16 protein-coding genes and 1 pseudogene are annotated in these 22,609 nt (G+C 70.6%); 13 read left to right on the forward strand and 4 right to left on the reverse strand.

Annotated features, from left to right (window positions below):
- Positions 1 to 8: 8 nt before the first annotated feature.
- The 4 genes and pseudogenes from iolB to ACFYT4_RS13935 all read left to right on the forward strand — a co-directional run.
- A pseudogene (gene iolB, locus ACFYT4_RS13920) lies at positions 9 to 932 on the forward strand (5-deoxy-glucuronate isomerase); the annotation flags it as partial.
- A 224-nt stretch (positions 933 to 1,156) separates the two neighbouring features.
- Positions 1,157 to 3,046 carry a 3D-(3,5/4)-trihydroxycyclohexane-1,2-dione acylhydrolase (decyclizing) gene (gene iolD, locus ACFYT4_RS13925; protein WP_389267913.1) on the forward strand — a complete coding sequence of 630 codons (1,890 nt, stop codon included), beginning with the start codon at positions 1,157 to 1,159 and terminating at the stop codon, positions 3,044 to 3,046.
- A 40-nt stretch (positions 3,047 to 3,086) separates the two neighbouring features.
- Complete coding sequence (gene mmsA / locus ACFYT4_RS13930; RefSeq protein WP_389267915.1) at positions 3,087 to 4,589, forward strand: CoA-acylating methylmalonate-semialdehyde dehydrogenase; 1,503 nt, start codon at positions 3,087 to 3,089, stop codon at positions 4,587 to 4,589.
- 153 nt (positions 4,590 to 4,742) lie between these two features.
- Positions 4,743 to 5,324 (forward strand): DUF4291 domain-containing protein, encoded by a 582-nt coding sequence (locus tag ACFYT4_RS13935; RefSeq protein ID WP_389267917.1) that lies wholly within the window; start codon positions 4,743 to 4,745, stop codon positions 5,322 to 5,324.
- A gap of 101 nt (positions 5,325 to 5,425) precedes the next feature.
- On the opposite strand, the gene ACFYT4_RS13940 is transcribed toward ACFYT4_RS13935, so the two are convergent.
- Positions 5,426 to 6,604 carry a S8 family peptidase gene (locus ACFYT4_RS13940; RefSeq protein ID WP_389267919.1) on the reverse strand — a complete coding sequence of 393 codons (1,179 nt, stop codon included), beginning with the start codon at positions 6,602 to 6,604 and terminating at the stop codon, positions 5,426 to 5,428.
- A 521-nt stretch (positions 6,605 to 7,125) separates the two neighbouring features.
- Between ACFYT4_RS13940 and ACFYT4_RS13945 the strand changes: the two genes are divergently transcribed.
- On the forward strand, positions 7,126 to 9,888 hold the full coding sequence (locus tag ACFYT4_RS13945) for an alpha/beta fold hydrolase (protein WP_389267921.1): 2,763 nt from the start codon (positions 7,126 to 7,128) through the stop codon (positions 9,886 to 9,888).
- Complete coding sequence (locus tag ACFYT4_RS13950) at positions 9,885 to 10,742, forward strand: ABC transporter permease (RefSeq protein WP_389267923.1); 858 nt, start codon at positions 9,885 to 9,887, stop codon at positions 10,740 to 10,742. Before ACFYT4_RS13945 ends, ACFYT4_RS13950 begins: the two co-directional genes overlap by 4 nt.
- Before the next feature lie 105 nt (positions 10,743 to 10,847).
- Here the strand turns inward: ACFYT4_RS13950 and ACFYT4_RS13955 are convergent, their stop codons facing one another.
- Positions 10,848 to 11,549: a DNA-binding response regulator gene (locus ACFYT4_RS13955; RefSeq protein WP_389267925.1), complete on the reverse strand. Its 702-nt coding sequence runs from the start codon at positions 11,547 to 11,549 to the stop codon at positions 10,848 to 10,850.
- Positions 11,550 to 11,758: 209 nt separating this feature from the next.
- On the opposite strand from ACFYT4_RS13955, the gene ACFYT4_RS13960 reads away from it, so the two are divergent.
- From ACFYT4_RS13960 to ACFYT4_RS13970, 3 genes are all read left to right on the forward strand, one after another.
- Positions 11,759 to 12,079 (forward strand): hypothetical protein, encoded by a 321-nt coding sequence (locus ACFYT4_RS13960; protein WP_389267927.1) that lies wholly within the window; start codon positions 11,759 to 11,761, stop codon positions 12,077 to 12,079.
- A 134-nt stretch (positions 12,080 to 12,213) separates the two neighbouring features.
- Positions 12,214 to 13,929: a von Willebrand factor type A domain-containing protein gene (locus ACFYT4_RS13965; protein ID WP_389267929.1), complete on the forward strand. Its 1,716-nt coding sequence runs from the start codon at positions 12,214 to 12,216 to the stop codon at positions 13,927 to 13,929.
- Between the two features lie 158 nt (positions 13,930 to 14,087).
- Positions 14,088 to 14,582: a DUF1772 domain-containing protein gene (locus ACFYT4_RS13970; RefSeq protein ID WP_389267931.1), complete on the forward strand. Its 495-nt coding sequence runs from the start codon at positions 14,088 to 14,090 to the stop codon at positions 14,580 to 14,582.
- On the opposite strand, the gene ACFYT4_RS13975 is transcribed toward ACFYT4_RS13970, so the two are convergent.
- A complete protein-coding gene (locus ACFYT4_RS13975) occupies positions 14,557 to 15,660 on the reverse strand; it encodes a class I SAM-dependent methyltransferase family protein (RefSeq protein WP_389267933.1) in 1,104 nt (367 codons plus the stop codon). The genes ACFYT4_RS13970 and ACFYT4_RS13975 overlap by 26 nt on opposite strands.
- 453 nt (positions 15,661 to 16,113) lie before the next feature.
- Here ACFYT4_RS13975 and ACFYT4_RS13980 point away from each other — a divergent pair, with 453 nt between their 5' ends.
- On the forward strand, positions 16,114 to 17,058 hold the full coding sequence (locus tag ACFYT4_RS13980) for a YbhN family protein (protein WP_389267935.1): 945 nt from the start codon (positions 16,114 to 16,116) through the stop codon (positions 17,056 to 17,058).
- A 184-nt stretch (positions 17,059 to 17,242) separates the two neighbouring features.
- Here ACFYT4_RS13980 and ACFYT4_RS13985 read toward each other — a convergent pair whose 3' ends face one another.
- Positions 17,243 to 18,094 (reverse strand): class I SAM-dependent methyltransferase, encoded by an 852-nt coding sequence (locus ACFYT4_RS13985; RefSeq protein WP_389267937.1) that lies wholly within the window; start codon positions 18,092 to 18,094, stop codon positions 17,243 to 17,245.
- A gap of 1,720 nt (positions 18,095 to 19,814) precedes the next feature.
- Between ACFYT4_RS13985 and ACFYT4_RS13990 the strand changes: the two genes are divergently transcribed.
- Genes ACFYT4_RS13990 through ACFYT4_RS14000 form a run of 3 tightly spaced genes read left to right on the forward strand, consistent with a single transcriptional unit; the run spans position 19,815 to position 22,383 of the window.
- Positions 19,815 to 20,279, forward strand: a complete 465-nt coding sequence (locus ACFYT4_RS13990) for a hypothetical protein (RefSeq protein WP_389267939.1) — start codon at positions 19,815 to 19,817, stop codon at positions 20,277 to 20,279.
- Between the two features lie 48 nt (positions 20,280 to 20,327).
- The gene (locus ACFYT4_RS13995; RefSeq protein ID WP_389267941.1) at positions 20,328 to 21,821 is read left to right on the forward strand and encodes an ATP-binding protein; all 1,494 of its coding nucleotides are present in this window, start codon (positions 20,328 to 20,330) and stop codon (positions 21,819 to 21,821) included.
- A complete protein-coding gene (locus ACFYT4_RS14000) occupies positions 21,724 to 22,383 on the forward strand; it encodes a response regulator transcription factor (protein WP_361962446.1) in 660 nt (219 codons plus the stop codon). The genes ACFYT4_RS13995 and ACFYT4_RS14000 overlap by 98 nt, the downstream gene beginning before the upstream one ends.
- The last annotated feature ends 226 nt before the right edge of the window (positions 22,384 to 22,609 follow it).

The raw sequence follows: 22,609 nt of genomic DNA on the forward strand, positions 1-22,609 counted from the left end.
GAGACGTCATGAGCGCCGGCGGAACGCGGAATCAGGACGAGAAGCTCCAGGAGCTGTACGTACCGGCGGGCAGCGCGGCCGAGGGTCCGTACGCGCTGCGGATCGATCCCGGGCGGGCCGGCTGGGGGTACACCGGGATCCGGGTGGTGGAACTGGAGCCCGGCGGAGTCCACTCCTTCGCCACCGGGGACAGCGAATGGATCGTGCTGCCCCTCCGGGGCGGCTGCACGGTAGGGGTCCAGGGCGAGTTTTTCGAACTGCTGGGCAGGGAAAGTGTGTTCAGCGGAGTCAGTGACTTCGCTTATTTGCCGCGCGATGCCCACGCACAGATCGCCTCCGGTGCGGGAGGCCGCTTCGCCCTGGCAGGAGCGAAGTGCGAGCGACGACTCCCCGCTCGCTACGGCCCCGCGCCGGAGGTACCGGTCGAACTGCGCGGCTCGGGCATCTGCTCGCGCCAGGTGAACAACTTCGCCGCCGCCGACACCTTCGACTGCGACCGGCTGATCGCGGTCGAGGTGCTCACCCCCGGCGGGAACTGGTCCTCCTACCCGCCGCACAAGCACGACGAGCACCGGCCCGGCGTCGAATCGGAGCTGGAGGAGATCTACTACTTCGAGATCGAGGGGGGCGGACTGGGCTATCACCGGGTCTCGCCGTCCCGTGCGGGCGGTACGGACGTACTCGCCGAGGTCGCCACGGGGGACGTCGTCCTCATCCCCGACGGCTGGCACGGGCCCTCGATCGCCTCGCCCGGCCGTGACATGTACTACCTCAATGTGATGGCCGGTCCGGGCGCCGACCGCGCGTGGCTGATCAGCGACCATCCCGACCACGGCTGGATCCGCGGCACCTGGCCGGCACAGCCCGTGGACCCGCGGCTTCCGCTGTACGGGGTTTACCGGGCCCGCACCGGCCACCCCGATTCCGTCCCGCCCCACCCCGAACCCGCCGAGTCCGAGCCCCACCCCAAGCCCGAAACCGGACCCTCCGGATCCGGACCCGCCGGACCCGAAACCGGACCCGCCGCGTCCAGGCCCGGCCCCAGGCCCAGTCCCCGGCCCGAACCCGGAACCACCGGAGTCCGACCCGCCGAAACCGGAGCCACCGAACCGGAGCCCGACGCCGTATCCGGAATCACCCCCGAGGAAGGCCACCGATGACAACGCGCCGACTCACCACCGCTCAGGCACTCGTCACCTTTCTCACCCGGCAGTACACCGAGCGGGACGGCCGGCGCCGACGGCTGATCGCCGCCACCTGGGGCATCTTCGGCCACGGCAATGTCGCCGGCATCGGCCAGGCGCTGCTGGAGTCGGGTACCGGACCGCGGGCGGCGATGCCGTACCACCAGGGCCGCAACGAACAGGCCATGGTCCACGCGGCCGTCGGCTACGCCCGCCAGTCCCGCAGGCTCTCCGCCCACGCCGTGACCACCTCCATCGGCCCCGGCGCGACCAACCTCGTGACCGGCGCGGCGCTCGCCACCGTCAACCGGCTGCCGGTGCTCCTCCTGCCCGGCGACGTCTTCGCGACCCGGCCCGCCGATCCGGTGCTCCAGCAGCTCGAAGTCCCGTACGCGGGCGACATGTCGGTCAATGACACCCTGCGCCCCGTCTCCCGGTACTTCGACCGCGTCACCCGCCCGGAAGCGCTGATGCCGACCGCCCTCCAGGCGATGCGCGTCCTCGCCGACCCGGCCGAGACGGGGGCGGTGACGCTGGCGCTTCCCCAGGACGTCCAGGCGGAGGCGTACGACTGGCCCGAGGACTTCTTCGCCGAACGTGTCTGGCAGGTGGGACGCGCCCGGCCCGACCGCCACGCGCTCGCCGGGGCCGTTCACGCGCTGTCCACGGCCCGGCGACCGCTGGTCGTCGCGGGCGGCGGTGTCCACCACAGCGAGGCGGAGGACGCCCTCAGGGCGTTCGCCGAGGCGACCGGGGTCCCCGTCGCCTCCACCCAGGCGGGCAAGGGCTCGCTGCCGTACGACCACCCGTGCGACGTCGGCGGAATCGGCCACACCGGCACGGCCACCGCCGATGACCTGGCCCGTACGGCCGATCTGGTGATCGGAGTCGGCACCCGCTGGTCGGACTTCACCACGGCGTCCTCGACCCTGTTCCAGAACCCGGGCGTCCGCTTCCTCAACGTCAATGTCACCTCCTTCGACGCCCACAAAATGGCCGGGACCTCGCTGGTCGCCGATGCCCGAGCCGCCCTCGGCGAGCTGACCGCCGCGCTGGGCGACGGCTTCCGCGTCCCGTCCTCGTACGAGAGTGAGTACGGCGCGGCCAGGGAGCGCTGGGAGCGCCGCGTCGACGCCGCGTACGAAGCGGACGGCCCGAACGCCCGCCCCACCCAGTCCCAGGTGCTCGGCGCGCTCGACTCCCTGGTCACCGGCGACGACATCGTGATCAACGCGGCGGGCTCGCTCCCCGGGGATCTCCACAAGCTGTGGCGCACCCGCTCCGCCGACCAGTACCACGTCGAGTACGGCTACTCCTGCATGGGTTACGAGATCCCCGCGGCGATCGGTGTCGCGATGGCGGCGCCCGGCCGGCCCGTCTGGGCGCTCGTCGGCGACGGTACGTATCTGATGAACCCCACCGAGATCGTCACGGCCGTGCAGGAGAACGTACCGATCAAGTTGGTGATCATCCAGAACCACGGGTACGCCTCGATCGGCGGTCTGTCCGAATCCGTCGGCGCGGAGCGGTTCGGTACGGCCTACCGCCACCGCGCCGAGGACGGCACCTACACGGGGGCGCCGCTCCCCGTCGACCTCGCCGCCAACGCGGCGGCGCTCGGCCTGCGGGTGATCCGCGCCCGGACGGTGGGTGACCTGGGTGAAGCGCTGGCCGAGGCACGCTGGTCGGACGTGCCCACAGGTGTCTACGTCGAGACCGAAACGGCAGACACTGTGTCGGGCCCGCCCCCGGCGCAGGCGTGGTGGGATGTTCCCGTGGCAGCGACCGCGACTCGTCCGTCCGCGGTCAAGGCCCGGGAGGAGTACGAGCGACAGATCGCAGCCCGACGCCGCTATCTATGAACAAACCGGGCATCTGGTAACTGTGAAGGAGCCTTTCGTCATGACGAAGACCGTCAACCACTGGATCGGTGGCAAGACCGTCGAAGGCGCGTCCGGCAACTGGGGCCCGGTCACCGACCCGGCGACCGGCGCCGTCACCACCCGCGTGGCGCTGGCCTCGGCCGATGAGGTCGGCGCGGCCGTCGCCGCGGCGAAGCAGGCGTTCGCGACCTGGGGCACGTCCTCGCTCGCCCAGCGCACCGCCGTTCTCTTCCGCTACCGCGCGCTGCTGGACGCCCGCCGTGACGACATCGCCGCGCTGATCACCGCCGAGCACGGCAAGGTGCACTCCGACGCGCTCGGCGAGGTGGCGCGCGGTCTGGAGATCGTGGAGCTGGCCTGCGGCATCACCACTCAGCTCAAGGGCGAGCTGTCCACCCAGGTCTCCAGCCGGGTCGATGTCGCCTCGATCCGCCAGCCGCTCGGGGTCGTCGCGGGCATCACCCCGTTCAACTTCCCGGCGATGGTGCCGATGTGGATGTTCCCGCTGGCCATCGCCTGCGGCAACACCTTCGTCCTCAAGCCCAGTGAGAAGGACCCGTCCGCGGCCGTGCTGCTGGCGGAGCTGGCCGCCGAGGCCGGGCTGCCCGACGGTGTGCTCAACGTGGTCCACGGGGACAAGGTCGCGGTGGACGCGCTGCTGGAGCACCCGGACGTCGCCGCGGTCTCCTTCGTCGGCTCCACTCCGATCGCCCGCTACATCCACGCCACCGCATCCGCCAACGGCAAGCGCGTCCAGGCGCTCGGCGGCGCCAAGAACCACATGCTGGTCCTCCCCGACGCGGACCTGGACGCGGCGGCCGACGCCGCTGTCTCGGCGGCGTACGGCTCGGCGGGCGAGCGCTGTATGGCGATCTCCGCGGTCGTCGCCCTGGACTCCGTCGCGGACGCGCTGGTCGACAGGATCCGCGAGCGTGCCGAGAAGATCAAGATCGGCCCCGGCAACGACCCGTCGTCCGAGATGGGCCCCCTGATCACCAGGGCCCATCGCGACAAGGTCGCCTCCTATGTCACGGGAGCGGCGGCCCAGGGCGCCGAGGTCGTCCTCGACGGCACCGGCTACACGGTCGAGGGGTACGAGGACGGCCACTGGATCGGTCTCTCGCTCCTCGACAAGGTCTCCACCGACTCCGACGCCTACCGCGACGAGATCTTCGGCCCGGTGCTGTGCGTGCTGAGGGTGGCGACGTACGAGGACGGTGTGGCGCTCATGAACGCCTCGCCGTTCGGCAACGGTACGGCCGTCTTCACCCGTGACGGTGGCGCCGCCCGCCGCTTCCAGATGGAGATCGAGGCGGGCATGGTCGGGGTGAACGTGCCGATCCCGGTTCCCGTCGGTTACCACTCCTTCGGCGGCTGGAAGGACTCGCTCTTCGGCGACCACCACATCTACGGCAACGACGGCGTGCACTTCTACACCCGCGGCAAGGTCGTCACCACCCGCTGGCCGGACCCGTCCGAAGCCCCCGCGGGCGTCGACCTGGGCTTCCCCCGCAACCACTGAGCTCGCTCACCGTCCGGGTCCGCCGGTTCCCCGGCCCGGGTGTGCGGGGACCGAGGATCGGACGGCCCGGCGGACGGTATGCCCCGGCCCTTCACGGCCGGGGCACCGGAAACGACTGGCCCCGCTCGCCGCGCCGCCTGCATGCTGTCGCGTATGGAAGTCCGAGAACCACAGCGCGGGATCCGTGCGCTCCACACCGCGTCGACGATCACCGTCTACCAGGCGTACACCCCGTCGATCGGCGTCCCCGCAGCCCGCGACGGCCGCTTTCCCGCATCGTGGAAGCGGGACCGTATGACATGGATCAAGCCCTCGTTCCTGTGGATGATGTACCGCTGCGGCTGGGGGCTGAAGGAGAACCAGGAGACCGTTCTCGCCGTCGAGATCACCCGTGAGGGCTTCGACTGGGCGGTACGGAACGCGTGCCTCTCGCACTACGCGAGCGACCGGCACACCGACCGGGCGGCCTGGCGGAAGGAGCTGCGGCGGTCACCGGTGCGGGTGCAGTGGGATCCCGAACGCGATCTGGACCTCCGGCCGCTGCCGTACCGCTCGCTTCAGCTGGGGCTCTCGGGGGAGGCCGCGCGGCGGTACGCGGACGAGTGGACCGTGGCCATCAGGGACGTGACCCCGCTGGCCCACCGGATCCACGCGCTCGTACGGGACGGAGAACGTGAGGCGGCGGCCGCGCTGCTGCCCGCCGAGCGTCGCTACGAGACGGTCGGGGGCGGCTGAGAAGGCCCCGCACGGTGGTGCCCGGCCCCCGGCACGGTGTGGTGCCGGCCCGTGTCCGGGGGCTTTCTCGCAGCGGGGCCTGGTTCAGCCCCCGGGCGGGGCTAGAACACCGAGTACAGCAGCTTGTTCGGTGAACCGGTGAGCGGGTCGGCGACCTTGCCGTTGGTCGCGTTGTTGACCAGGGTGTTCCTGATCTGGGCCGGGGAGGCGTTGGGGTTGCGCGCGAGATGGAGCGCCGCGACTCCCGCGACGTGCGGGCCGGCCATGGAGGTGCCCGAGATCGTGGCGGTGGCGGAGTCGGTCGTACGCCATGCCGAGGTGATGCCCACGCCCGGTGCGAACAGGTCCAGGCAGGTGCCGTAGTTGGAGAAGGACGCCCTGCGGTCCGTACGGTCCGTCGCACCGACCGTGATCGCCTCGGGGACGCGGGCCGGGGAGTAGTTGCACGCGTTCTGCGGCTGCCCCAGGAAGTTGCCGTTGCCCGCGGCGACGGCGTAGCTGACGCCCGAGCCGATGGAACGCCTCACCGCGCTGTCCAGGGACGCATTGCTTCCGCCGCCCAGGCTCATGTTCGCCACGGCGGGCTTCCTGGCGTTGGCGGTCACCCAGTCGATGCCCGCGATGACCCCGGCGGTGCTGCCGGCGCCCTGGCAGTCCAGGACCCGGACGGCGACGAGGCTGACGTTCTTGGCGACGCCGTAGGTCTTGCCGCCGATCGTGCCGGCGACATGCGTGCCGTGGCCCTGGCAGTCCTGCCCGTTCTGGCCGCCGCCCACCGTGTCCGCGCCGACGCTCGCGCGCCCGGCGAACTCACGATGGGAGGTGCGGATTCCGGTGTCGATGACATACACGTGCACGGTTGTCGCCGGGGTGCTGTACGTATAGGTCCCTGACAGCGGCAGATCGCGCTGGTCGATACGGTCGAGGCCCCAGGGGGCGTTCGACTGGGTGGCGTTGAGCCGGACCTTCTCGTCCTGTTCCACATACGCCACCCGGGGATCCGCGGCCAGCTGCGCCGCCTTCGCCGCGGTCAGCCTTGCGGAGAAGCCCCTGAGGGCGCTGCGATAGGTGTGCTTCGGGGTGACGCCGAAATCGGAGGCGCGCGTCGAGCCGTCCTTCAGGACGACGATCCAGCTGTCGGGTAAGGCGGTTGCCGTGGGGGCGAGACGGAGGTCGCCGACCGGCGCGCTCTGCGCGGCGGGGGACACGGCGAACTGGATACCGGCGGCGAGAGCGATCGCGGGTAGCAGCGCGCCCAAGCGGCGGGCCATTCTTCTCATCTCGTGCACCAGACCTTTCGTCGACCGGGTTACGGGCAAGTACGGTCGTGCGGGGTGCCAAGGTGAATGCCGACGCTCGGAACGCGCGTCGCGCCGAACAGAGTCTCGTGACATGAAACATGACACAAGAGAGCCGGGGGCAGTTGTCCATGAGAAGTGCGCGCGGTGCACGCGGCGGGCCGCCGGGCGGGCTGCGCGCCGTGATCGTGGAGGGGGCGGACCCCACGGTGTGCGGCGCGAGTACGCGGGTGTGCGGGTGAGCGGTGCGAACTTGGCCGTGTGCAGGGTGAATGACGTCGGGTGAACCGGCCGCGGTGGACGCCGAGCCGGGGACGCGTGCCTCGCGCCGGCCCCGTGCGGGTGGCGCCGGCCCCGGGAGCACCCGGTGACTGAGGGGGAGAGCACCCCGGCCCGTACCACGTCCGCTGTAGGCGGTCGCGCCGTCTACTCCTCAGGGATGCCGCCGACTTCCCCCTGGCGGCAGCGGAAGGCCCACAGAAGGACCGCTTAAGGTTTCAAACATGCAGATCCGACTTCCCCGGCCACGCTCGCGGGGCCGATGGCTCGCGGGCGCCGCCGCGTTCGCCGCCCTCGCCGGTGCGGGCACCTGGACGGCGGTCGCCGACGACACCGCCGCGCCCGTCCACCGTGAGGACCGGACGCAGAACATGCCCGGTGCGAAGATCGACACCTCCTACTTCACCTCGGGCGACACGGACGAACGGCGACCCGCCGTCCTTCTCGCCCACGGATTCGGCGGCAGCAAGGACGATGTGCGCGCCCAGGCCGAGAACCTGGCCCGTGACGGCTACGCCGTGCTGACCTGGTCCGCCCGGGGCTTCGGCGAATCCACCGGGCAGATCGGACTCAACGACCCGGACTTCGAGGTCAAGGACGTCACCCGGCTGATCGACTGGCTGGCGAAGCGCCCCGAGGTCCGGCTCGACGCCGACGGCGACCCGCGCGTCGGCGTCGCCGGGGCCTCCTACGGTGGAGCGATCTCCCTGCTCGCCGCCGGTCACGACGACCGGGTGGACGCGATCGCGCCCGCGATCACCTACTGGAACCTGTCGGACGCGCTCTTCCCGGACGGCGTCTTCAAGAAGCTGTGGGCCGGGATCTTCTTCTCCACGGGCTCGGCGGGCACCCCGATCACCGGCCCGTCCCCCGGTGAACCCACCGGTGCCCCCGCCGACCCGCCCGCGGGCACGGCGGGCGCCACCGCACCCGGATCCGGCCCCGCCGAGGACCCGGCGAACCCCGGCGGCTGCGGACGCTTCCAGCCGGAACTCTGCACCATGTACGAACGGGTCGCCGTCGCCGGAAAGCCGGACGCCGAGGCCCGGCGCCTCCTCGAAAGCCGCAGCCCCTCCGCCGTGGGCAACCGGATCAAGGTGCCCACCCTGATCGTCCAGGGCCAGGCCGACTCGCTCTTCCCGCTCGGGCAGGCCGACGCCATGGCCCAGCGCATCAGCGCCAACGGCGCACCCGTCGCCGTCGACTGGATCGCCGGTGGTCACGACGGCGGCGACCGCGAGACCGACCGCATCGAAGACCGTGTCACGTCCTGGTTCGACCGCCATCTCCAGCAGGACACCGGCACCGACACCGGACCCGCCTTCCGCGTCAGCCGGACCGGAGGCGTCGACTCCACCGACGGCCAGGCCCTGCTGCGCGGCGCGACGGCCAACCGCTACCCCGGACTCGACAGTGGCCCGCGGCCCGTCACACTCTCCGGCCGGGAACAGAGCTTCGCCAACCCGGCCGGCGCCAATCCGCCCGCCATCTCCGCCGTCCCCGGCCTCAGCGGCGGACTCGGACAGTTCTCCTCACTGGGCGTCGGACTCTCCCTCGACTTCCCCGGCCAGCACGCCCGCTTCGACTCCGAGCCCCTTCCGCGGTCACTGCGGATCACCGGCTCACCCACCGTCCGCGTCAACATCACCTCCACCACCGGAGAGGCCGTCCTCTTCGGAAAGGTGTACGACGTCGGCCCCGACGGCCGCGAACAGATCCTGCCCTCCCAGCTCGTCGCCCCCGTCCGCGTCGAGAACGCCCAGCGGGGCAAGGACGTCGCCCTGACCCTGCCGGCCGTCGACCACGAGGTCGACGCAGGCCACCGGCTGCGGCTGGTGCTCTCCGCCACCGACCTGGGCTATGCCTCCCCGGCCGAACCCGCCACGTACACCGTCGCCCTCACCGGGCCCGGCACACTGACCGTGCCCACCGCGCCCACCGTGAAGACCGAGGCCGCCGGACTGCCCTGGTGGACCTGGGGCCTCCCGGCCGCGGGCGCGCTGGTGGCGGCGGTGCTGCTGTTCACCGCCCGCAGGCGCACCGTCGCCCCGGCACCCGACCCCGAGCTCGCCGGAGTCCCCCTGGAGATCACCGGACTCACCAAGCGGTACGCGAAGTCCGCCGACCGCTATGCCGTACGAGATGTCTCCTTCCGCGTCGAAAGGGGCCAGGTCCTCGGCCTCCTCGGGCCCAATGGCGCGGGCAAGACGACCACCCTGCGGATGCTGATGGGTCTCATCCGGCCCGACGAGGGCGAGATCCGTGTCTTCGGCCATGCCATCCGGCCGGGCGCGCCCGTGCTCTCCCGGGTGGGTGCCTTTGTCGAAGGCGCCGGCTTTCTGCCGCATCTTTCGGGCCGTGACAATCTGGAGCTGTACTGGCGGGCCACCGGCCGCCCCGCCGAGGACGCCCATATCGAGGAGGCCCTGGAGATCGCGGGTCTCGGCGATGCTCTCGCCCGCGCCGTACGCACCTACTCCCAGGGCATGCGGCAGCGGCTCGCCATCGCCCAGGCCATGCTCGGTATGCCGGATCTGCTGATCCTCGACGAGCCGACGAACGGACTCGACCCGCCACAGATCCGCGAGATGCGGGATGTGATGATCCGGTACGCGGCCGGGGGCCGCACAGTGATCGTCTCCAGTCACCTCCTTTCCGAGGTCGAACAGTCCTGCACCCATCTGGTCGTCATGGACCGAGGCCGGCTGATCCAGGCCGGGCCGGTCGCGGAGATCACGGGCGAGAGCGACACCCTCCTCGTCACCACCTCCGCCGAGGTGTCCGACCCGGTCGTCGAGAAGATCGGCGCGCTGCCCGGAATCGGCTCCGCCGCGCGCGTCGACGAAGGGCTCCTCATCCGGCTGGACGGGACCACCTCCACCGTGCTGATCAGCGAACTCGTCCGGATGGACGTCCCCTTGACCGGAGTCGGCCCGCATCGCCGCCTGGAGGATGCCTTCCTCACCCTGATCGGAGGTTCCGCGTGAGCACGCTGATCGACTCGGCACCCGGCTACCGGGCCGGGCACACCCTGCCGCTGCGTGTGGAGGCGGTACGGCAGCTGAAGCGCAGGCGGACGATGGTGATGGCCGGGGTGCTGGCAGCGCTGCCCCTCGTGCTGATCGTCGCCTTCGCCATCGGCGGTTCACCCGACGGCGGGGAGAACGGCCGTATCACCCTCATGGACACGGCCACCGCATCGGCCGCCAACTTCGCCGCCACCTGTCTGTTCGCCTCGGCGGGCTTTCTTCTGGTGGTCCCGGTCGCGTTGTTCCACGGCGACACCGTGGCATCCGAGGCGAACTGGTCCTCCCTGCGCTATCTCCTGGCCGCGCCCGTCCCGCGGACCCGGCTGCTGTGGTCCAAGCTTGCGGTGGCACTCGGCTTCAGCGCCGCGGCGATGGTGCTGCTGCCGCTGGTCGCCCTGGCGGCGGGCACGATCGCCTACGGCTGGGGGCCGCTGAAGCTGCCCACGGGCGGCTCTCTCGCGACCGCCGAGACGCTGCCGCGTCTGGCGCTGGTGGTGGCCTTCATCTTCCTCTCCCAACTGGTCACGGCAGGGCTTGCGTTCTGGCTGTCCACCAAGACCGACGCCCCACTCGGCGCGGTCGGCGGCGCGGTCGGGCTGACCATCGTCGGCAATGTGCTGGACGCGGTCACCGCACTCGGTTCCTGGCGCGATGTCCTGCCCGCGCACTGGCAGTTCGCCTGGATCGACGCACTCCAGCCCCAGCTGGAGTGGAGCGGCATGGTGAAGGGCGCGTCCGTCTCGGTGGCCTACGCGCTGGTGCTGTTCGCTCTGGCCTTCCGCAACTTCGCCCGGAAGGACATCGTGTCCTAGCACCGCTCCTCCGCCCGGTGCGCCCTTCCTTGTTTCCAGGAAGCCGGCCGAGCCCCGCCCTCAGCGGCCCGGGCACCGGTCGACGGCCGGAGGGATGGACCGTGGCTAGATCCAGCCCCGACGAGCCGCTTCCGCTCCGGCACGGAAGCGGCTCGTCGTGCCGAGAGCGGCCAGCAGCTCACCCACCCGACGGCTGTAGGTCCGTCCGGACATATTGAGACGGGCCGCGGCGGCATCGTCCGTGAGGCCGGCCAGTATGGCCTGGAGGACGGGCTGGAGATGGGCGGGCATCGCATGGGGCAGCACATGCCTGGTCAGGTCGTCACCGCCGTCCCACCAGGCACGATGCGTGCGCACGAGGGTCTGGACGACGACGGGGTCCCGGATCAGCAGCACGCCGTTGTAGTGCAGATCGAGATCGAGCGGCACGGCGGCGACCGAGCGGTCCGCGACGATTATCTTGAACGGGATGGAGTCCGTGACCCTGGCCTCGCCGGGGCAGCGCCAGGGTTCGCGGATATGCGTCAGACCATGGCGAGGAGCGATCCGCCGCACCGTCGTCGTCCGGGCGGCGGCCGTCCGCACACAGGTCCCGGCGAATCTCAGAAAGGGCTCGGGAACGCCCTGGCCGAGCGCGCCCGCCGGATCGTCGAAGCTCAGAAGCTCATGGCGTGCCGAGCGGACCAGGCCCGCCAGGGCCGCTCTGACGCGCGTGACTCCCTGAACGGGCTGTCCCGGCGCCTCCCGCAGGACAGACCTCGATACTTCCCCGCCGAGCGCGGAGCCCGGAACCACCGCCACTGACATGGCACATCATCCCCCGCTATTCCCGCTGACACACGGTCCGTCCCCCCGGACCCGCGCGCGACTCCATGTACGCACACGGCAGCACACCGTGACAAGGGCCTGGTCAGAGACTGGCGAATCCTAGCCACTCGCTTTGATTCCGGCGCCCGGCTGGACACGCTTGAAGACACGAGACCCGAGTGAGGTCATTCAGCGAAGGGGAGTTCAGCATGATCCGTCGTATCACCGCCATGGCGCTTTCCGCCGCCGCGCTGCCGCTGATCGCCGTGAGCCCGACCGCCCACGCGGCGGAGTCCGCCCCGCGGCCCGCGCTGCTGTCGTGCAGCACCAGCACCGACGGCCGGACGGGCAGAGCGGACTGTTCCAACCACAGCAGCCAGGTCGTCGCCTTCCGCGCCGTCGTCGTCTGCGGCTTGTGGCCCGACGCGAACGGCAGGTGGATCACGCTCAGCCCCGGCCAGTCCGGCTGGTCGTCGGCGACCTGCGGAGGAGGGAGCGGGGTGGGCAGTGTGAGCTGGGAAGAAGGCTGACCGAGCGCCGCGCGACCCGGAGCAACAGCTTCCGCCTGTTGCCGCATTGAGATCCATCCGCAACTCTGCCGTCGGCTCCTGCGAACCGCCCCGGACGTCACAGTCACAAGTGCCGACGATTCAGGGGAGTCCGGATGAAGCCCAGCACAAGGAAGCTCAGCGATGCACGGAGGTCCGGCGCCAGGACGTCCCTCTGCGCACCGAACTCCCTCCGCGTCCGGGCGCACGGTGCGAGGACGTCCGGCACACGGGCGGCGGGAGGACTGCTCGCCGCACTGCTGGCCGGCGCGGTGCTGCTGACCGCCGGATGCAGCGACGACGGGAGCAACCAGAAATCCTCGTCCGACACCTCCCTGCCGCGCGACGACGGTGCGATAGCGCCCCCGCTCCCGGGCGGCGGGGGCGGCGGAGCGCCCGCGACCGGTCCGGACGGCTCGGCGGACGGGGCGGAGGGAAAGAAGCGGGACCGGTCATCTGAGAGCACCCGACCGCGGGCGGACTACCTCTCGACGTTCGCGCTCGACGTGGACACCGCCTCGTACGGCTACGCCCGCCGCACGTTGGAGGACGGAAAACGGCCGGTTGTGGACGCCATCCGGCCCGAGGAGTTCATCAACAGCTTCCGGCAGGACTATCCGAGGCCGAAAGGCAACGGCTTCTCGGTGACCGTCGACGGCGCCCACCCCCGGGGCACCGACGGCGAGATCCGGGGAGAGGCCGGACGGGAGGACGAGGGCGGCGACGACTGGTCCCTGGTGAGGGTCGGGCTTTCCACCCGCCCCTCCGACCGCACGGGCGAACGGCCGTCCGCCGCCCTCACCTTCGTCATCGACATTTCCGGTTCCATGGGCGAACCCGGCCGGCTCGACCTGGTGAAGGAGTCGCTGGGCATCCTCACCGACGAGTTGCGCGGCGACGACTCGGTCGCGGTGGTCACCTTCAGCGACACGGCGAGGACACGACTGCCGATGACCAGGCTCGACGGAAACCGGGACCGGGTCCGAGAGGTGATCGAAAGCCTGGAGCCGGCCGAGTCCACCAATGTCGAGGCGGGTGTGCGGACCGGTTACGACACGGCGGTCAAGGGCCGCCGGAGCGGTGCCACCAACCGGGTGGTGCTCCTCTCCGACGCTCTCGCCAACACCGGAGCGACCCGGGCCGACACGATCCTGGACCGGATCGAGGACGCGCGGCGGACCTACGGCATCACCCTGTTCGGAGTGGGCGTCGGCAGTACGTACGGTGACGCGCTCATGGAACGGCTCGCGGACAAGGGCGACGGGCACACCACCTATGTGTCCACCAGTGAGCAGGCCCGCAAGGTCTTCCGCGACACCCTGCCCACGCAGGTGGAGCTACGGGCCCGGGACGCCAAGGCACAGGTGGCCTTCAACCCCGAGACCGTGCGGCAGTTCCGGCTCATCGGGTACGAGAACCGGGATGTGGCGGACGAGGACTTCCGCAACGACCGGGTGGACGGCGGTGAGGTGGGGGCCGACCACACGGTGACGGCCTTGTACGCCGTACGGCTCCGCGCGGGGGCGAGCGGTCATCTCGCGACGGCGACCGTCCGCTGGCTCGACCCGTCGACCCGGGATCCGCACGAGGAGTCGGGCTCGATCGCGACCGATGCGGTCGACCAGGCGCTGTGGAGCGAGGCGTCGGCCCGCTTCCAGGTCACGGCGGTCGCGGCCTACTTCGCCGAGTCGCTGCGAGACGGAGAGATGCCGGGCGCACCGGAGCTCGGTGAGCTGGCAGGACTGGCAAGGGAATTGGCGAGCAGGACCGAGGACAAGGAGGTGCGTCAGCTGGCCGACGCGATCGGGCAGGCGCAACGGCTCAGGCACTGAGTCTTTGGGCGGGACGGGGAGTCCGGGTGGGAAGGACCGGCGGACGGCGCGGTGGACCGGAGAAGCACGGAGCAAGGGGGGAGCGTGCATGAGGAACGGGAGCGGATCGGTGTGAGTGAGGGGTGATCAGCGCGGGATGAGGGGCCATCATGGGTGCCATGGCCACTGTGCTTCTCGCTCTCGCGATCATCTCGACGGGCCTGTACGGGGGCTTCATGCTGACGTTCCGGACCGGGGTCATGCCCGCGCTCGCCCGGCTCTCCGACGAACAGTTCCTCGCGGCCATGCGTCGTATCAACGAAGTCGTGCCGCGCCCGCTGTTCCTGTCGACCTTCTTCGGGATCATCGTGTTCCCGGCGGTGTGTCTCGTGGTGCCCGTCGACGAGCGCAGTGACACCGCGCTCTGGCTCCTGGTGGCGGGCCTGGCCTGTTCAGTGGTCAACCACGTCATCACCATCGCCGGGAACATCCCGCTGAACAACGCGCTGGCCGCATCGGAGAAGAGAGGGGCACCGGGGACCGGGGGCGATCGGGCCGACAGCGAGGCCAGGGCTGCCTTCGAGCCGCGCTGGAACAGGCTCCACCTTGTCCGGACCCTGTTCACGATTGCGGCGTTCGTGCTGCTGGTCAGTTCCGCGCTGTCGTCACCGTGAACAGGCCCACCGACTCCCGGCGGCTGGCCACCCGGGTGAAGCCGGCGTCGGTGGCCCAGCGTTCCGCCTGCTCGACCGAACGGCACTTCATCACCCACAGAGCGCCGTCACGATTGGGCAGAACATGAGCGATGAACTCCAGTTGAGGGTGGCGGGTCTGGGTGGTGAAGACGAGGACACCGCCGGGCGCCAGCATGTTCCGCAGCCGCGCGATGGAGGCGGCGATGACGGAGTCGTCGAGCAGCAGTTCGTAGAGCCCGGACACGACGATCACATCGGGGGCGGGGTCGCCGGGCCGGGGGTCGAGGGCGTCGCCCGGGGAGTAGGTGATGCCGGTGAGTCCGCGTTCGCGGGCCCGGCGTTCGCCCTGGGCGAGGCCGGCTCGGTCCAGGTCGCGGCACTCCACCCGTACGGTTCCGGAGGCGAACTCCTCGACGACGTCCTGCAGATAGCGGCCCGGCCCGGACGCCACATCCAGGATCGCGACCGGCCTGGCCCGTCCGGCCGACCGGCTGCCCCGGGGCCCGGTCGGCCCGGGCCGGCCTGCGCTCCCGGCCGGGACGGCCCGACCGAGAGACCCGCCCTGCCGGTGTGACCGGGAGTTCTCGGTCCTGACGGTCTCAGCGCCGATCGTCTCGTTCCCGATGGGCTCGGGTCCGGCGCTGCCGGGCTCGCTGCTTCGGGGGTCGGTCGGTTCGGCGGCCCCGCGTGCCCCGGACTCCGCCTCCGCCCCGGCGGCCCCGGTCGGGCCGACTGCGCCGACGGCACCGGCCGCCCCGCTCGTATCTGGCTCACCGATCGCGCCCGCGCGGTCGGTGATCTCCTGGCGGAGGATGTCCTTGAGGAGTTCACGCCGGGCGCGGATGGCGCGCCAGCCGATGGCGTTCAGATAGACGCGGTCGATGAGCCGCCCGACACCAAGACGGCCGCGGGCCTGGTTGACGTAGACGTAGTCGAGCATCGATCCGCTGTCGAAGCCGTGGCGGTATCCGATGCCGATGCCCTCGCTGAGCCGCCCGACGCTTCCCAGCAGGAGCCGCATTGTGGCCCAGTGCACGTTCTTGAGTCGCCTGTTCATGGGTATCAGCCTCTGGGCACGGTCCGAAGGGCGGTATCCGTGCAGCTACTCGGCAGGTGAGTGAGTCCTCATCGAAGTTTCTGAGTATCCGTCCGTGTCCCGGCCGTACACAGGAGCATGACCTGCTCCTGCCGTCGGCCTGTTCAACGGATGACGAGTCCGGCTTCGGGAGGCCGGCCATGACGAAAGGTTCCTGCAGAGAGAGCGGCCCCGCCGTTCCGAAGAGAACGAACCGAAGCGGGAAGCCGGCCGTTGAACGTCAGAGCAGTCCCCGGAGCAAGAAGGACGGTCGAGAGCGTGGCCATGTCCCGGACCCGTAGTCAGACAGGAACCGACTCCCAGGCAGGGGTAGACCTCCGGGCCGGGATCGGCGTGCGAGCAGGGGCCGCGACCGAGGCAGGAGCAGGGGCCGGTGTCCTCTCCCCGGAGGGTGGGACGCGGCGGGAGTCCTCGGTGCGGTGGGGGCGTCGACTGCCCGTGCGGCGGATCGTCTGTCTGGTGCCGTTCGCGCTGGTCGTGGCCTGGACGTTCGGCAACTGGTCCCTGGTCGCCTCCGGGGTCGGTCGTCTCGGCGCGGCGGACCCCGGCTGGCTGGTCATGGGAGGTGTGCTCACCGGACTGTGCTGGGTGGCCGCCTCCTGCGTACGGCAGGGAACGATCGTGGAACGGCTGCCCGCCGGGCGGTTGCTGGCGTCGCAGTTCGCGGCCGGTGCCGCCAACCATCTGCTCCCGGTCGGGCTGGGCGCGCATGTGGTCACCCTGCGTTTTCTGCGTGGCTGTGGCATTCCGCTGGGCCGGTCGACCGCGGCGCTCGCCCTCTACACCCTGGTCGAGGCGGTCGCCAGGGTCGCGCTCCTGGCGGGGCTGGTGATGGCGTTCCCCGGAGCGCTGCGGCTGCATGAACTCCTGCCGCCGGGGCAGGCCCTGCTGGCCGTGGCGAGTGCCGTGTCCGGGGTGATCGCGCTGGTGGGAGCCGTCCTGTTCACCGTCCGCAGGCTGCGCGAGATCGTCGCCGGATTTCTGCGTACGGCACTGACGGACGCGCGCACCCTGCACGCCATGCCGGTCCGGACGCTGGCCCTGTGGGGAGGGGCGTTCGCGTTTCCCCTGCTCCAGTCCGGGGTGCTGGTGTGCGTCGCGTTCGCACTGGGGCTGTCCCTGCCCTGGGCGTACATCGTGATCGCCCATCTGACGGCGCGCATGGCGGCCGGGCTGATCCCCGCGCCGGGCGGTATCGGCTCGGTCGAACCGGCCCTGGCCGTTTCGCTGATGACGGCCGGTGCGCCGCTGGTCGTCGCGACGGCCACCGTCATCGGCTTCCGTTTCCTCACCGTGTGGCTGCCCCTGCTGCCCGGAGTGGCGGTGCTCGCGGTGCTGGTCCGCCGACGGATCCTGTGATGACTCCGCGACTCCGGGACTTCGCGACCGGGGCCCCGCGACCCTGGGCCCCGCGACCGGGAGCCTCCGGTCCTGCGGGACCCGATCCCCCGAGATCTGGGCCGTCGAGAGCTGCGGACCTGGGCACATTCCCTGGCCAGGCGCTACGAGGACCCGGACTTCCGTACGGAACCCGGCGCACCTGTTACGCCGGGGCGCTCCCCGGGTGCCGATGGCTCCCGGCGGTGTGGCGGCGGCGCGCGATGGTGATGATCTCCGGGCTGGTGCCGGTCACCGGGGTGCGGTCCCAGTTCCCGTACTGCCGCTCGGCCGTCAGCCCGGCCTCGGAGAGACGGGAGGACAGGGCGTCCACGCCGAGGAACCTCAGGCTGCTGCGGCTGCGTTCGGGCCTCTGCCAGGCCGGACTGGAGTACGTGTAGGTGAACGAGACGATGTCCCCGGTCACCGGGGTCTCCACCTCGATGGCCGTTCGCACCGGCTCACCGGAAGGGCTGATGACTTCGCTGTCGTACGCCTCGGTGGTGTTCCACGACTCCCACGCCCGCGCGGGAGGATTGCGCGTCTCGAACGCGAAGCGGCCCTCGTCGGTCAGGGCGGAGGCGATCGCGGCCAGCGCGTCCCGCAGTTCCTCGTCCTCCAGGAACACCTGGAAGGCATGGCCCGACATCACGATCAGCTCGAACTCGCCCTGCGGACGGAACGACCGGAGATCACCGAGTACCCACTCGATGTCCGGCACGGCGGATGCGCCGACGGGGTCCCCACCGGGAACAGGCGGACGGGCGCCGGGAGCAGGGGTACGGGTACGGGCCTGTTCCAGCATCCCGGGCGCCGGGTCGAGGCCGACGAGCCGTCCCGTATGACCTGCGAGGCGGGCGGAGTGCAGCAGGGCTCCCGTACCGCAGCCGACGTCGAGGACAGATCGCGCAGCCATGACGATGGGGAGATAGAAGGAGAAGTCGTCCCGTTCCTCCTGTGGGTTGAGCAGGTCGTAGAGGGCGGCGAGAGCGGGTTCCGAAAAAGCGCGATCGGCCATCGGGTTAGGTTGTCACCGGCCCCTGACCCGGCTCAACACGATTTACGCCCCGGCCGCCGGCACCCTGGAGACCGGTCACCGGAGGCCGGTCCCCTCGGCTGCCCGGTCATCGGCGTCCGGACACCTTCGGCTCCCGGGGGCCGGGCGACCAGCCACCTCCTTCCCGTCAGCGGCGCCAGTGGCCGGACGTCCTCGGCCGTGACGCGGACACAACCCCTTGGGCGGGACTGATCGGCCGTGGGCCGGCGGACCGTGGGTCGGTCTCCGTATCGTTCGGCCGGCGGACGGCTTTCGTCGCCGTGGGCACTTCCTCGCGCGGCAGGCGAGGCCGGGCGGATCGTCGCTCCAGCCGCCGAGTCCGGGCTCGGACGACCGGCTCCGCATCCGGGCCGGTTCGCCGTGTGGAGACGTACGACCACCGGGTGGTGACCGGTGAGGCCCGCCATCGCGCTCCTCGTCGACGAGCGTGGGAGTGAACGGCGACCTGGCGTGGGTGCCGACGCCGACTCAACCGGCTCCGGACGCCGTGGCCGCCCCCGAAAGCGGTTGTTCGGGGGCGAACCGGTCCAGTAGGGGCGGGCTCCATCGCGGTCAGCGCTCCCTCCCGCAGTGGCGCCGACAGCAGTCCCCCGCCGATACGCAGCCGTTCGGCCCGGGTGAGCGCGGTGGTCGGGTCGCGACCCCGTACTCCAGGACGCCGTCCTTCCGGAGTCGCAGTTCCCCCCGGCCCGGCTCCCCTGGCGGAGGAGGCGATGGTGCGCAGCGGCTCGGTGAGCATTTGAGGACGGAATATAGCGCCGAGTCCGGTTTGCGGGGCGTCCCGCGTTCCCGTACCGGGCCGGGGATGCGCAGTTGTACGCACCCGGGTTCCGGCCGACGAGGAAGGCCCGCACGGAGGACCGGCGTCGACGGCCGGCGCCGAGACCGTCGTGGAAAACCTGACAGAACCTCCCGTAACGGTCATTCCTGAGTCGGACGGCCTCCGCTTCCGGGCCGGGAGCACCGTGCGCCCGGCCGCTGACGGCCCACACCCGGGTCGCTGGATCGCCCTGACTGCCCGAGTGCTCCGCCGGGTGCTCCCGGTCGGCCCTCTGGAGGCGTCCCAGCGACCCGCCGGGTGTACCGCGCCACCCCCGTAGCCCCGGAGTAAATCCCCTCAGATCAACCCGAATTCATTCATTTGTCTGCGTAGGGAGGGTTCCGCATGTGTTGCCTGGGACGCCTTCTGAGTTTTCGGGGGCGTTGTGCCGTATCTCCCGGCGACCGCCCATGTGACCCGGGACAACACGAGGAACGAGACGGGGACGACACGACCGACGGCACCGCGTGCGAGACGGCCACCGGCACGACCACCGAAGCCGGCATCAGCACGACCACCGACACCGACGCGACCACCGACATCCACACCCGCCCGGCGCCCGGGCGAACGCCCCGACGGCCACCACGACCGACCAGAGAATGGTGAAGAAGGATGCGCTTCCGTTCCGTCATCGCGGCCCTGCGTTCTCACAGAAGCAGACACCGAACGAGACATCGAGCGGGCCCCGGTGAGAGCACGCGTCCGGGGCCCGCTGCACCCCACCCGACAAGCGCGGACTCCGACTCGGAAGCGGAATCCGGAACGGTCCCCTCCCCGCGCGTGAAGGCACGCCACAGGGCGGGAAATGAGAATGCTCTCCTCTTTCATTCACCCGTTCGATCCACCGCGCAGACTCTCCGCATGAGGCTGAGAAAAGCGAATCTGGTGATCACGGCGGTGTGTGCCCTCGCGGGCGCCGGCATGGTGGCGGGACGCGTCTGGGCGGGGAATCCGGAACCTCTGGACCTCGGTCCCGTCATCATCGTGCAGAAGACGAGCCCGCAGCCGGAGGAACCCTCCGTACCGCTGCCGTCGGCGACGTCGAGAACCTCGGCACCCCCACCGCCGACCACATCCTCCCCACCCTCCTACGACCCGCCCCCGTACGTACCGTCCAAGCCCCCGTTCTCCCAAGGGTCCGGGGGCAGTCCCGCGGGAACCCCCACTCCGCCGCACAGCACCGACGGAGCCACGCCGTCCACGCCGGGCCCCGGTCCGGGGACGGGGGGAGACGACGACGGTGACGACGGTGACGACGGCGGCATCGGTGGCGGTGGCGGTGGCAGCAGCGGAGGAGACTCCGACGACGAAAGCGATGAGAGGTAGACAGTGCGGCGGCGCACAGCAAGCGCAAGATCTCGGATTGTCGGTTGGATGCTTCTGCTGGTGGGCGCGGCGCTGGCCGCCCCCACGGTGGGACTCACCGTGGTCTGGCAGGCACAGCTCGACGACGAGGTCGACGCTCAGCTTCAGCAGGAGGTGAAACAGTTGCGTACACACGCTCAGGCGGAAGCGCAGACTCCCGGCACCGACGGCGCGGCACTCCTGCGCGACTATATGAGGACCTACCTTCCGAACCGGGACGAGACGTTCTTCAGCATCGTGGACGGCAGGGCCCATCTGGTCAGCCCGAACGTCAACGACGCCCCCGTACGGCTCGACCGGGACCCGGAAGTCGTCCGCGAGCTGTCCTCGGTCAAGGGCGGACGGGACACCCGGGTCGGCTGGCTCGACTCGGCCGCAGGCAAGGTGCGTTACGGCGTCGTGCCGGTGAAGGTCGCCGGTGACACCCAGGATGTACGCCTGGTGATCCTGGAGTTCCGCGACCGTCAGCTCAGCGAGGAGCGCAGGCTGGCGAAGCTGCTGCTGTTCACCGGGTTCGGCGCGCTGGTCTTCGCGGGCTTCGCCTGCTGGCTGGTGGCGGGACGGATCCTGGCCCCGGTGCGGCTGGTACGGCAGACGGCCGCCAGGATCAGCGAGTCGGATCTGACCCAGCGGCTCGACGTGCGCGGTGACGACGACGTCGCCGCCCTGGCACACACCTTCAATCACATGCTGGACCGGCTGGAGAGGGCCTTCACCACCCAGCGCCGGTTCCTCGACGAGGTGGGGCACGAGTTGCGTACCCCCATCACCGTCGTACGGGGACACCTGGAGCTGATGGAGGAGGGCTCGGGCGACTGGGCGGGGGAGTGGGACACCACCCGCGCGCTCGTGGTCGACGAACTCGACCGGATGAGCCGGATCGTGGACGACCTCCTGCTGCTGGCCAGGGCGGAGCGCCCGGACTTCCTCACGGTGGGGGAGACCAATCTGACCGATCTGATCGTGGACGTGGTCGCCAAGGCGCGCGCGCTCGGTCCACGGCACTGGCGGGTGGCGGCCGTTTCCGAGGCGACCGTCCTGGTCGACGGGCAGCGGCTCACCCAGGGCCTGATCCAGCTGGCGGCGAACGCGGTACGCCACACGCTGGACGGCGACCTCATCGAGATGGGGTCGGCGGTACGGGAGGGGCGGGTGCTCCTGTGGGTCCGCGACACCGGACCCGGAGTGGGGCCCGTGGACCGCGAACGGATCTTCGGCCGGTTCGTCCAGGCGGGCCGGGTCACCTCACCCGCCCAGGCCGGTACCGGGATCGGGCTGGGGCTCGCCATCGTGCGGGAGATCGCCCAGGCGCACGGCGGTACCGCGTGGGTGGAGGACGCCGAGACGGGCGGTGCCCGTTTTGTGCTGGACTTGCCGGCTTATTTCCCTTGGCAGAGAGGACACCATGCAACGGATTCTGATAGCGGAGGACGAGGCAGGAATCGCTTCCTTCGTCGAAAAGGGCTTGCGGAGCAACGGGTTCGTGACGGCGGTGGTGGGTGACGGCCTGTCGGCATACGAGCACGCCAGAGCGGGTGACTGCGATCTGATGATCTTGGATCTCGGGCTGCCCGCGGTCGACGGACTGACCGTCCTGCGCAAGCTTCGTGAGCTTCGCGTCACACTTCCGGTGGTCATCTTGACGGCCCGGGACAGCGTCTCGGACGTCGTGGCGGGACTCGAAGGAGGGGCGGACGACTACATTTCCAAGCCGTTCGCCTTCGAGGAATTACTGGCACGGGTACGGCTGCGGCTGCGCGGTGAGGGCGGACCCGAGGCATCCGTGCTCCGGGTGGGCGACCTCGTCCTCGATCTGCGTACGCGCAGGGTCCATGTGGAGGGACGGGTGGCCGAGCTCTCGGCGCGGGAGTTCGCTCTGGCCGAAGTATTCCTGCGAAATCCTGACCAGGTCCTGACGCGCGAGCAACTACTGAGTCGCGTCTGGGGGTTCGACTACGACCCGGGGTCGAACATCGTCGACGTATATGTGAGGTATCTGCGGCGCAAGCTCGGACCCGACCGGGTGGAGACCATCCGGGGGGTCGGATACCGGCTGCGGGCCTGATTCCGGCGTATCGACAAGTACCTGTTTTTTACTGTATTTCCCGCACTACCGGTGTCATGTGATTCCTACCGGTTCATCTCTTTCCTGATCCGCGGCAAAACGGGCTCGTGCCCGAGGTGACGATGTCCATCTCTCCACCTTGACGATGGCCCTGTGACCTGCCGGGGTATGGGTCGGCAGCCCCGTTCACGGGGCCCGGCCCGCCTGGCTGACATCGTTGTCAGAG

It is taken from the genome of Streptomyces sp. NPDC004609, assembly GCF_042873655.1.
GTDB lineage: Bacteria > Actinomycetota > Actinomycetes > Streptomycetales > Streptomycetaceae > Streptomyces.